Source organism: Amycolatopsis sp. NPDC049253, assembly GCF_040678995.1.
Lineage (GTDB): Bacteria > Actinomycetota > Actinomycetes > Mycobacteriales > Pseudonocardiaceae > Amycolatopsis.
Window position 1 is genome coordinate 108568 of sequence record NZ_JBFAQX010000019.1, and the last position, 12002, is coordinate 120569.

Below are 12002 nucleotides of genomic sequence, written 5' to 3' on the forward strand. Positions count from 1 at the left end.
TTGTTCGGTCGCGGCGGAAGCCGAGGGAAGCGGGATCGAAGCGTGCCCACGGGCGCCTGGGAAACCCCGCAGCAGGTCCGGCAACCCTCGCCGAGGAACAACTCCTCGGCGGGCAAGAGGCTGCCCGGTGAGCAGGCCATACCCGCGTACACGCCGTCGATCGCCGCGCGCAGCATCGACGGGCACCTGTTGCGCACCGGCCACGAGGTGTACGCCTGGTACCGGCTCGCGCCGCAGCGGTGGTCGTTCCGCTCCGACTCCCAGCGCCGCGACCTGATCGCGGCCATCGCGGGCCAGTACGCCGAGCTGCAGGGCCGCTGGCTGCACCTGCGCGTGACCAACCGGCCGTACCCGATTCGCATGTGGGCCGAGGCCCACGTGCACAACGCCGTCGGCCGGCCCCAGGACGTGCCGGGTGCCCTTTCCTTCGACGACTACCTCATCGGCGAGCAGCAGCAGCTGATGGGCCGTTCGATGGCCGAAAAAGAGGTCTACCTCGGCGTCCAGGTGCAGACCCGGCGCATGGTCGACCGCGCCGTCGAACGCGCCGCTCCGGTGCTGCGCAAGATCCTGCCCGAGGCCGTCGACGCCGAGCTGGTGGCGCTCGACTCCGAGGTCGAGCACCTCGACCAGGTCATCGGCACCGCCGGGCTGGAAGGCCGTCCGGTGCACGCCGAGGAGATGTCCTGGCTGATGCACCGCTCGTGCTCGCTGGGCCTGCCCGCGCCGCGCAACATGCCGGCCGTGCCGGGCGCCGCGTGGGAGCCCGAGGACCTCGCCAGCTTCACCGACGCGGCCGACTTCCACGCCGACCCGTACGCGCCTACGGTCACCGTCCGTGGCCGCACGGGGTCCAACGCCGGCGTGTCGCGGCACCTCGCCGTGCTCACCGTCGGCCAGATGCACGGCCTGCAGATCCCCGAGGTCGACGACCCGTGGATCCAGCACGCCGACCGCCTGCCCGCCGCCGTCGAGGTGTCCGCGCGCATCTACGTGCGCCGGCCCGAAGAGGTCGCGGGTGAGCTGCAGCGCCAGATGAACAAGGTGCGCTCGCAGGTCAAGCACTACACCGACGAGCACGAGCTGGAGCCGCCGCAATCGCTTGCGCGCCAGGCCGGGCGCGTGCTGGAGATCGACGACGAGATGACGTCGGGCTTCACCGCGCTGGCCACGCGCGTGCGCTCGTGGTGGCGCCTGGCCGTGTCCGGTCCGACCGAACGCGACGCGCTGCGCCTGGCCCAGCAGCTGCTCGACCTGTACAAGCCGAAGGTCGCGATCGAGCACCCCGAGGCCCAGTACGCGATGGCGCGGGAGTTCATCCCCGGTGAGCCGCTGGCGTCGGCGGCGTACATGCGCCGCGGCTCGGTGGTGTGGACGGCGTCGGCCGTGCCCACGGCCACCGCGGAGGTCGGCGACCGGCGCGGCATCCTGCTCGGCGAGACCGTGACCGCGACCCGCCGCCCGGTGGCGTGGGACCCGTGGATGGCGCAGGAGATCCGCGACGGCTCGGGCCTCACCGCGATGGTGGCCGGCCTGGGTGGCGGCAAGTCGTTCCTCGGCGGCGGCATCGTCTACAAGACCCTGCGCGCCGGGGCGCACTGGACGATCCTCGACCCGTCGGGCCCGCTGGCGCGGCTGTGCGACCTGCCGGAGCTGCGGCCGTACGCGCGGCCGATCAACCTGCTCAACGCGCAGCCCGGCATCCTCAACCCGTATCGCGTGGTCGCTGACCCGCTGCTCGAGCACTTCATGGACGAGGACGACCCGGAACGCTCGTGGCGGCGCGAAAAGGCGCTCGCCGGCGCGACCCGGCGCCGCCTGGTGCTCGACGTGCTCACCGGCGTGCTGCCGTACGAGGTGTCGCGCATGGCGCAGACCCGCATCGTGCTGCTGCGGGCCGTCCGCGCCGTCGGCGGCCGCTTCGACGCCGACCCGGGCCAGGTCATCGACGCTCTGCGCCGCGACTCCAGCGAGCACCACGAGCACGCCGTCGTCGTCGCCGACTTCCTCGACGAGATGCGCGAACGCATGGCGCTGCTCATCCCGGAGCGCGACGCCGACCCGTACTCCGAAACGCGCGACGACCGCATGACGGTGCTGACCATGGCGGGCCTGACCCTGCCCAAGGACGGCGTGCCGCGCGAGTACTGGACCGACGCGGAGTCGCTCGGCGTCGAGATGCTGAACCTCGCCGCGTGGCTCACGCAGCGGTCGGTCTACGAGAAGCCGAAGGAACAGCGCAAGGGCGTCTGGATCGACGAGGCGTTTTTCCTCTCCGAGGTCCCGACCGGTCGCGTGCTGATGAACCGCTTCGCGCGTGACTCGCGAAAGTGGAACGTCCGCGTGCTGCTGTCGTCGCAGATCCCGGCCGACTTCCTGAAGATCCAGGGCTTCGTCGCGTTGCTGGACTCGGTCTTCGTCGGCCGCCTCGACGACGACGATGCCCAAGCGGATGCGTTGCGCCTGCTCAAGGTGCCCGTCGGCGTGGGCTACGAACAGGTCGTCGCCGCGCTCGGCCGCCGCCCCGGCTCCCAACGCGGCACGGAACGCGACGTGGAACCCCGCCAGTTCATCTTCGGCGACGGCGCCGGCGGCGTGGAACGCATCCGCGTCGACTTCTCCGGCCCCCACCTCGACCAGCTGCGCTCGGTCATGGACACCACCCCGGGTTCCCCCGACGCGCGCACCAAGCCGGGCACCGACCTCGTGCTACCCCACGAAGAGGCGCCCGCCCCCTACGTCCCCACCCCACCGGAGGACGACGAGCTGGAACACGACTTCGAGCTCCAGGCCGAGCTCGAAGTCGGCCTGACCGACGAGCAGCTCCTCGGCTCGCCGGACCCGCTCGCGTCCGAGACCGGCGAGGTGGAGGGTGCGGTGCACAACGGAAACGGACAACCTGCCAACGGACACTCCCCGGACCGGCACGCCCGGGCCGGCGGCAAGGGTGGTACCGGCAGGGATGCCGCGTGAACACAGTCTGGACGCTGGCGTTCGTCCTGTCGTTCGCCGCCGGCTGGCATGCCCTGAAGCGGCGCATCAAGGACGGCCCCAAACGATCGAGCACGGGTCGGCGGCCGAGCCGGCGGGCCGCGATGCTCGCCGTGATCACGATCCTCGGCTTGCAGACGGTGCTCATGGCGCCGTCGGCCAACGCCGCGGCCTGTGGTGAGTCGCCGAACCCGGAGCGTCCGGGCTCCGGCATGGTCGGCGCGATCGACCCGCCCGAAGGTCACGGCGAGCCCGGCAGCGCCTACATCGACTACAGCTACGCGGGCATGGTCTGGAACACCTACCAGACCAACTGCACGGCGTTGTCCGCCATCGCCTCGCCCAGCTCGACGATCGACACGTGGGCGGGCAACCAGCTGTTCAACATCGGCAAGAACATCGTCGGCGCCACCAACTCGCTGCACTACACCGTGCTCGAGGGCGGCCTGCTGAACCCGATCTACAACGCGGTGAAATCGGGCGCGGAGAAGGTCTACAACAACATCTACGCGCAGCTGTTCGGGCTCGTCGCGCTGATCCTGTCGATCATGCTGTTCCGCCAGATCTGGCGGGGTGACCTCGCGGCGGTGAGCAAACGGGCGCTGTACGCGCTGGCGGGGGTGTGGCTCGCGGCGTCGTCACTGGCGATGCTGCGGTACTTCGACCCGATCGACAAAGCGATCGTCCAGACCACCACCAACATCCAGGCAGGCTTCGTCGACGAGAACTCCGACCGGATCGTGCGCGACATCCTGCCGACGAACCTGCACACCCAGATCGTCTACGACAACTGGCTGCGGGGGGAGTTCGGTTCACCGACCGCGCCGCAGGCCGAGCAGTTCGGCAAGCCGCTGCTCGACGCGCAGGCGTTCACCCGCGACCAGCTCGTGAACGGCGATGACGGCAAACAAAACGTCGTCGACGCCAAAAAGGCCGCCTTCAAGGACATCTCCGGCAAGCTCGGCCCCGCCACCGGCTACTTCACCGGTGAGTCCGGCGGCCGCACCGGGGCCGGGTTCCTGGCGCTGGGCCAGAGCATCGTCTATTCGCTGTTCCAGTTACTGGCCAAGGCTTCCGTGCTCCTCGCGCAGGTGTTGATCCGCCTGTTCACGCTCACCGCGCCGCTCATCGGCCTCGTGGCGCTGCTGCACCCGGACATCCTGCGCCGTGTGCTGAAGGTGGCCGGCGGGATCGCGTTCAACCTGGTGGTGCTGTCGGTGCTCGCGGGTGTGCACGCGTTGCTGCTGCAGGCGATCTTCGACGCCGGCAACTCGCTCAATCTGCTCACGCAGATGGTGCTCGCGGGCCTGATCACGGTGCTGCTGTTCCTCGTCGGGCGGCCCGTGCGGCGGCTGTGGCAGATGGTCGAGATGTCCGTCAACGTCGTGGGCGCGGCCGTGCCTTCGCCCAACGGCGGCATCTTCTCCCGCTTCCGCAAGAAGACCGGGCCGTCGCCGCAGGACGAGTTCTGGCAGAACGTGCGCGACACCGACGACGTGGTCGACGGAGAAGCGCGCGGCCCGATGGGTGCCACCGTCGGCGGCGGGCGCTACCGGCCCGAGGCCGCGGTCTTCGCCAGCGCGCAGCGGCTCGACAACGGGTCTCGCTCCGCGCGTCCGGCCGCCGCGTGGTCGGGTGCGCCTTGGCCGGGCGCTGTCGGGTCGGCGGGCGAGCGTGCCGCGCTGACCTCGGGCGGCGGTGGAGCGCCGGTGTTCTCGCAGTACAACCCGGTCACGGGCGAGCCGGGCGATTACGTCGTCGGCGGCCGCCGCGTGCCGTCGCGGGAGAGCCGGCGCGTCGACACGTCGCCGGTCGCGGATCGGCGCTGGAGTGACGAGCCGGAACCCGTGGTCGTCCCCTCGCGGATGAGCTCGTCGGACCGCGGTTACGCCTCGCCGGAGTCGATTCCGGAGCAGGCCAACGTCTACACACCGCCGGGCATCCGCGCGCAGCCGCGCCGGGTCGACCCGGAGGTGGTGGCGGGCAAGCCCGTTTTCGTGCTGTATCGGCCTTCCCGCGGCATCGAGGTCCGTGACACCGATCAGCTCATGGGGCGGTGACGCGTGCCGATCCGGACCAACCGCGGCCGGACCGCGGTCTATCGCCGCCTGTGGGGCTATCCGCTGCGCTCGCCGCGCCACCTCGTGGGCACGATCGTGTTCCTGGCGATCGTGGTCACCGCGCTCGGCATCGTGCTGCCGAAGGTGATGGGCAAGCCGGCGACCGCGACGCCGGGCGAGCCGGGCAGCACGTCGGTCGCCACGACCACGTCGCAACCGCCGGGCATCGCGGCACCCGTGCCGACCACGGCGACGCTCCCGACGCGGCTGTCGAGCCCGCTGCTCACCCCGACGTCCGCGCCGCCGAACCCGGAGGCCATCAACGTCGCCAAGCAGTGGGCCACGGCCTGGGTCAACCACCCGGCGGGCATCACCAACGCCGACTGGCTCAACGGCATGCGCGCCCTCACCACGGACGAGTTCCTGCCCCAGATGTCCACTGTGGACCCCGCGAACATCACGGCCACGCGCGTTACCGGCGACCCCACGGTCCAGACCTCCTATACCAGCTCCGTCGTAGTCCTCGTCCCCACCGACGGTCCGAAGCTGTCCATCACCGTGGTCAACACCGGTGCGGGGTGGCGGGTTTCGGCCTACGACCAGGCGAGCTGACGCGGTGAAGATCGCCATCCTCGTCGCGGTGCTGGTCGCTGCTGTCTTCGCGACGGTGCTCACCGCGAGCACCGTGACGAAAGTCGTGGTGGACCAGCAGGAAGCCGCCGCGGGCGGCATCCTCAACACCTCGTGCGACGCCGCGATCGGCCCCACGCAGCCCGGCCAGCCGGAGACCGGCGCGGCGCAGGCGCAGAACCTGGACAACGAGCAGCGCGGCATCGTCTCGCTCATCATCTCCATCGGCAAGCAGCGCAGCCTCGCTCCGCGCGCGTGGCAGGTGGCGATCCAGGCCGGCATGACGGAATCGGGCCTGCACAACCTGAACTACGGCGACCGCGACTCGCTCGGCATCTTCCAGATGCGCCCGTCGATGAACTGGGGCAGTGTGGCGCAGGTCACCGACCCGAACTACGCGATCAACAAGTTCTACGACGTGCTCCTCGCTGTGCCCGACTGGCAGAACGAACGCCCGGGCGACGCGGCGCAGGCCGTCGAGCGCTCCGGTTTCCCCGACCGCTACCACAAGTGGGAAGCCATGGCTTCCGTGCTGATCGAGAACCTGGGCCAGGTCGTCGACGCGTCCGGCTGCGGCCAGGGCCTCGGCGCCGCGCTCCCGCCCAGCCAGGCGGCGGCGCAGGCCATCAAGTTCGCGCTGGGGGAGCAGGGCAAGCCGTATGTGTGGGGCGCGACCGGTCCCGACGCGTACGACTGCTCCGGCCTCATGCTGCGCGCCTACGAGTCGGCCGGCGTGATCCTGCCGCGCGTCTCCCAGGACCAGTACAAGGCCGGCGCGATGCTCCCCGTGCGCGAGGCGCAGCCCGGTGACCTGATCTTCCTCGCGACCGACCCGGCGGATCCGTCCACCATCCACCACGTGGCCATGTACCTGGGCGACGGCAAGATCGTCGAGGCCCAGCAGACGGGCGTGCCCGTGCACGTGCGCCCCTTCTCCTTCGACGAGGCCGAAGTGGTACCGCAGGCGGTGCGCCCCGGCGTCTAGCATGGAGTTCGGGAGTCACCGGCTCTTGACACGGACCGGGGTGACCGCTAAGGCGCTGGACCGGCGCCGCGGATTCACCCGAAGTCGCGGCCTGTCCACGAGCACGCGGCCGCGCGCTGGCAGAGGATGACACACGTGGCACGGAAATTCGGCAAACGAGGCAAGCCCGGCCAGGGCGAGCCCCAGGACCCGGCGACGTTGTTCGGTGCGCCCCAGCCCCCGCGGCAGGCCGCGCACCCCGCGTCGAGCACCCCCCTGGCCGACTACCTGGCCCACGGCTGGCCCGGCGTCGACCCCGGGTACGTCGTCCTGCCCCGGTCCTTGGCCGAGGGCATGTCCCTGCCCTGGCAACAACAGATGGCCGCACTTCTGGCCCAGTTCCACGCCGAACACGCCGCCTTGGCCTGGCCGATCTACCGCGTGGTGCCGTCGCGCTACGAAAAGCTCGTCGACCTCGACGAAGAACAACTCGCCGAGGCCGGCTACCTCGTCGAAATCGACACCGAAGGCGAGATGATCTACCGCGAGCGCAGCGGACGAAAGGTCGACGACCCCCTCAACACAACGGTTCTGGTGTCCTGTCTGGACCCCATTCCGAAGCCCACCCCCCGGCCCGCCGCCCCCGCTCCCTCCCACCCCTTGCGCGCCCCCGCCCCGATGAACATCGGCCCGGCACCGGTATGGCGGACGGTGCCACATCCGGGCGAGGGCGAGGTTCCCGCTCCTGGCACTCCGGGCAGCTCGCTTCCCGGCGCTCCCGGCGGCTCGGCTCCTGGCGCGCCTGGCCCCGGCGTGTCGACCGCCGGCCAAGGCCCGGCCGATCCTGGCTTCCAGACCCCGACCGCCGGACCGCCACACCTCTCCGAGGGAGCATTCCCCGGGCCGAGCTCTCCGAGGCCTGGCGGGCAGCCCTCGATTGCCGGCCAAGGCACTCTCGGCGCACCGGACTCTGCCAGTCCGACCACCACCCCCGACACACCCAGCCCCGGCGACGCGACCTTCCACACCCCGGCGGCTCCACATCCCAACTTCCCCGCCTTCGACCCGGCTTCCCCCGCTTCCCCGGGCAACGGCCCCTCACCCGACGCCGCCGGCCGGCAACCCGGCTTCGGCCACTCCAGCCCCGGCGGCTCCACCTTCGCCCCTGGCGCCGCAGACCCGAACGCGGGCAACTTCGTCCCATCGAATTCCGACGGCGTTCGTCCCGGACTAGGCGGCCCGGGCTTCGCCGCGCCACCCGAGACCGCCCAGACCACCTCGTCGCCGGTGCCCGTCGTACCTGCGCAGATCCCGGTCTCCACCCAACCTCAGTGGACCTCGGCTCCGCCTGCCGCCGGCATCTCGGCTCCGACTACCGGCCAGCCGCCGACCGCACAGACCCCCGAGCCCGGCCTCTTGCCGCCTGCGCCATCACACGCCGCGGCACCAGCCACCCAGCCGGAGCCTGACCACCCTCCGGCTCCGCCCATCGATCCCGAGTCCGCCCGGACTTCAGCTCCCGAGCTGGTCGACCCGCCCACCGACGCCGCGCCCTCGGCCTCACCGACAGCGGACCCCGCACTCGCCGACCCGCTGCCGACCGGGGAAGCGCCAACACCTCCGACCGCCGAAACTCCGACCGTGGCCGAGCGTGCGACACAGGCCGCGGACCTGGGGCATGCCCCAGCTCCCGAGCTGCAAGCACCGGCCATCTCCGCTCCCTCATCCGAGCCGGCCTCTGCGGCCGGGTTGCCGGACCCAGCTGAGGCCCTCACTGCCGGCGCTCCGCACCCCAGCGAGCCCGTGCCACCCGAGCCGTCGCAGGACGCGTCAGCCCCTTCGCGGCAGCCGAATGCTGCCGAGCAACCACCACAGCCGACCGAGCAGCCGGAGCCGACACCGGCTCCCGCACCTGCGGCCGAGTCGCCATCGGACGACCAGCCGCAGGCGCCTCCGGCGACGGAATCCACACCACAGCCACAAGTCGCGCCCACCGAGCCGCAACCGTCGGATCGATCGCCGGCCGCGGATGCGCCGGCGCCAGTGGTGGCCGAGGCTTCGTCGCAGCCACCTGATCGAGAGGCCACTGAGGCCGCTTCGCATCACGTTGAGCTGCAGAAGCCGGATGAAGTGACTTCGGTAGCAGTGGCGGGTCAGGCCGAGAACACCGAATCGCCCACGCACGAGTCGACTCCCGCAGCATCCGAGCACCCGGCAGACGCGCAGGCCGAGCCAGCGCAGGTGCCTTCCACGACTGAACCGGAGGTGCAGTCCGCAGCGGTCGATCAGCCGACGTCTCAGATCGCCACTCCGGAGCAGGCTCCGCCCTTGGCTCACCAGCCGTCCGGCGAGGATGGCGCGCCGACGGAGCCGCAAAGTGCACCGCCGCAAGGGGAGTACCCACCCGCCCAGCAGGCCATCGCGCCGGCGCAGGTCCCGCAAGCAGCACAGTCTCCGGCCACGCAGCCGGAACAGGTCGCCGGCCACCCGCAGCACGACCAGCCGGCGAGCCCCGGCAAGCCGGTTGACAGCGTGCAGCCGACCCCTGAGCAGCAACCTCCCGGGTCTCAGACGGCACAATCGGCAACGAGCGCCCCGCAGTCGCCGGGCGAGGCGATGCCGCCGGCGCTCGGGCAGCCAAGCGAAGCTCAGCAACCCTCTGGGTATCGGGCAGCCCAATCGGCAACGGGAACCCCACTGTCGCCAGGCGAGACGGTGCCCCAGCACCCGAGCGAAGCTCAGCGACCTTCCTCTCGGCCGATCCAGCCGGCAGCGGGGGTGGCGCAGTCGCCGGGCGAGCTGGTTCCTGGGCAGTCGAGCGAAGCTCAACAACCTTCTGGGTACCAGTCGATTCCAGCGGCAGCTGGGCTGCCGGAGTCGCCAGGCGACGCGGTTCCGCAGGCGCCCGGACAGCCGACGTCTGCGCAGCAACCTCCTGGGTATCAGCCGACCCATCCGGCAGCTGGTGCGCCGGCGCAGCAGGGCGAGGCGATGCCGCCGGCACCCGGGCAGCCGAGCGAAGCTCAGGCGCACCCTGGCCAGGCCCAGCCGCCTGTGTGGAGCAACCAGCAGTCGGGTGATGCACCGGCGACGCAGCCGGGTCAACAGCAGCAGGGCGCCCAGTGGGGCCCGCCGCAGTCGGGCGGGCCGGTGTCGGGCGGTGCGCAGCCGCAGTCGGCTGGCGTGCGGCCCGAGGCGGCGACGAGCGGGTTGCCCCAGCCGAGCGGAGTGCAAGCCCCCAGCGGGCAGCCGCCCGCGGCTCCGGTGAGTGGCTTGCCGCAGCCGGGTGCGCAGCCGGAGGGACAGCATCCTGCACCTCCGGTCAGCGGCTTGCCGCAGCCGGACGGACAGCATCCTGCACTCCCGCCGAGTGGCTTGCCGCAGCCGGAGGGACAGCATCCTGCACCTCCGGTCAGCGGCTTGCCGCAACCCGCGGGACAGCAACCTGCACCCCTACCGAGTGGCTTGCCACAGCCTGGCGCGCAGCCCAACGGACAGCTACCTGCCGCCCCACCGAGTGCCCTGCCCCAGCCGGGCGCACAGCCGGGCTGGAGCCGGCAGGCAGCCCAAGCCCCGTGGCCTGAGCTGCCCCAACCCCAAACACGACCCGCACTGGGCCCGGACGGCCGGCCCCTGCCGGTGTTCCCCGGCCAGGAGGCCGGTCCCGTGGCCCCGCCGCCCGCCGCGGCGCGGGTGTATCGCGCCGCGCCGCCGGTGTTTCCCGGGAAGGAGCCCGTGGTGCCCGTGGTGCCCGAGGTGAATCAGCCCGAGCAGGAGAAGCCGGGGTTGCCGCAGCCGTCGTCGATGGAGCGGAAGTTGGCGGGGCAGCGGGGGCAGGCGGAGGGTGCGCAGGTGAAGGACGTGCCGTTGGGGTTCTCGGAGCAGACGGCCCACGGACACCAGCCCAACGCACCCCGAAGCCACCCCGCCGACGACACCCCCACCCCGCCACGCGGCATCCCCCAGGTGCGCGGTTGGTTCGACCAGCACCCCGACAACCCCAGTTCCGCACCGCAAAACGCCACGCCCCCCACCGGCGACGACCCCGACGGCGGCGAGTTCGGCCCCACCGGCGACCCGACCGAGATCCCGTTCCGCTGGCGCAAGTGACCCGCCGGATGCCAGGCTGGACGCATGGCTGACGACCCCAACCCGGACCCCGGCTGGTACTACAACACCCGCACCCACGAGGTGGAACACCTGGAACGCAGCCGGAGCATCGACCTCCTCGGGCCCTACCCCGACGAGGCCACCGCCCGCCGCGCCCTCGACATCGCCCGCGAGCGCAACCGACAGGCCGACGCCGCCGACCGCGAATGGAACGGCGACTGACCACCCGCCCCGTCGGGCCGGCCCCATCCGGCCCGACCCACTGACGCCCGCCCTCGGCATCCCGCGCGCCCGATCCCGGCCCGCGAACGTTTGCGCGGCCCGACCGGCCGGCACCTCGCCGCCCAGGCCGGGTCAGTTCAAGCCTCGGAATCGCCGCCGAAGTCGCAGTTGTCGACCTGGCCGGCACGTCACCACCCGGGCCGGGTCAGTTCAAAGCGCCGGATTCGCCGCCGAAGTCGCAGTTGTCGACCGGCTGGCACGTCACCACCCGGGACGGGCCGGCTCACTGCGTCGGAATCACCGCCGAACTGAGGCATGGGCTGGCCGCCGCACTCATCCGCTGGCTCGTCGCTGTCCGACCCGGCTCAGCGCCGAGGCTCGGCTGCTGCACCTGCCTGACCTGTCGCTCGCGGAGCACACGTCGCTGCCGTCCCCGCTCAGCCTGCCGAGACTGGCTCATGCGCCTCCGTCCGAGTCGTCTCCTGCGGAGCACAGAGTCGCTGTCCGGGCGGGCTCAGCGCGCCGAGACTGGCTGATGCCCCGCCACCCGAGCCCCATACGCCCAAGGCGCACGGAATGGCTGCCTGGCCCAGCTCAGCGCTGCAGGGCATGTGCCGATGCGCCGCCTCGAGCCGTCGCCCGCGCAGCACGTCGCTGTCCGGCGGCCTAGCGCGGCGCGACCGACGCACCGGCCCTAACCGTCGTCCGCAGTGCACAGAATCGCTGTCCGACCCGGCTCCGCGCGCCGAGGTTCGGCCGATGCGCCGCAGCCCGAGGCGTGGACCTCAGCGCACAGAGTCGCTGTCCGGTGGGGCTCCGCGCGCCGACGCATCGGCTGATGGACCGGTCTGCGTTGTCGCGCGCGGAGCGCAGAGTCGCTGCTCGGCCCCGGCTCAGCGCGCCGAGGCTGGCTGATGCGCCGCCACCCGAGCCTCGCCGCCCAAGGTCGCACGGAATGGCTGCCCGGCCCGGCTCAGAGCGCCAGAGCGCAGGCCGATGCGCCGCCTCGAGCCGTCGCCCGCGCG

Annotated in this window: 6 protein-coding genes; all 6 read left to right on the plus strand. The window is 71.9% G+C overall.

The genetic code is table 11. The features are described 5' to 3' along the window. The 6 genes from AB0K15_RS33235 (at position 1) to AB0K15_RS33260 (ending at position 10977) form a co-directional block, all read left to right on the plus strand. Positions 1-2973: an ATP-binding protein gene (locus AB0K15_RS33235; RefSeq protein ID WP_364059468.1), complete on the plus strand. Its 2973-nt coding sequence runs from the start codon at positions 1-3 to the stop codon at positions 2971-2973. Beyond that, positions 2970-5051, plus strand: coding sequence for a magnesium transporter (locus AB0K15_RS33240; RefSeq protein WP_364059471.1), 2082 nt, complete (start codon positions 2970-2972; stop codon positions 5049-5051). The genes AB0K15_RS33235 and AB0K15_RS33240 overlap by 4 nt, the downstream gene beginning before the upstream one ends. A 3-nt stretch (positions 5052-5054) precedes the next feature. Beyond that, positions 5055-5663, plus strand: a complete 609-nt coding sequence (locus AB0K15_RS33245; RefSeq protein ID WP_364059474.1) for a hypothetical protein — start codon at positions 5055-5057, stop codon at positions 5661-5663. 4 nt (positions 5664-5667) lie between these two features. Then, positions 5668-6666: a C40 family peptidase gene (locus tag AB0K15_RS33250; RefSeq protein ID WP_364059477.1), complete on the plus strand. Its 999-nt coding sequence runs from the start codon at positions 5668-5670 to the stop codon at positions 6664-6666. A 3645-nt stretch (positions 6667-10311) separates the two neighbouring features. After that, positions 10312-10755 carry a hypothetical protein gene (locus AB0K15_RS33255; protein WP_364059480.1) on the plus strand — a complete coding sequence of 148 codons (444 nt, stop codon included), beginning with the start codon at positions 10312-10314 and terminating at the stop codon, positions 10753-10755. Positions 10756-10779: 24 nt separating this feature from the next. Continuing rightward, positions 10780-10977 carry a hypothetical protein gene (locus tag AB0K15_RS33260; RefSeq protein ID WP_364059482.1) on the plus strand — a complete coding sequence of 66 codons (198 nt, stop codon included), beginning with the start codon at positions 10780-10782 and terminating at the stop codon, positions 10975-10977. Positions 10978-12002: the final 1025 nt, after the last annotated feature.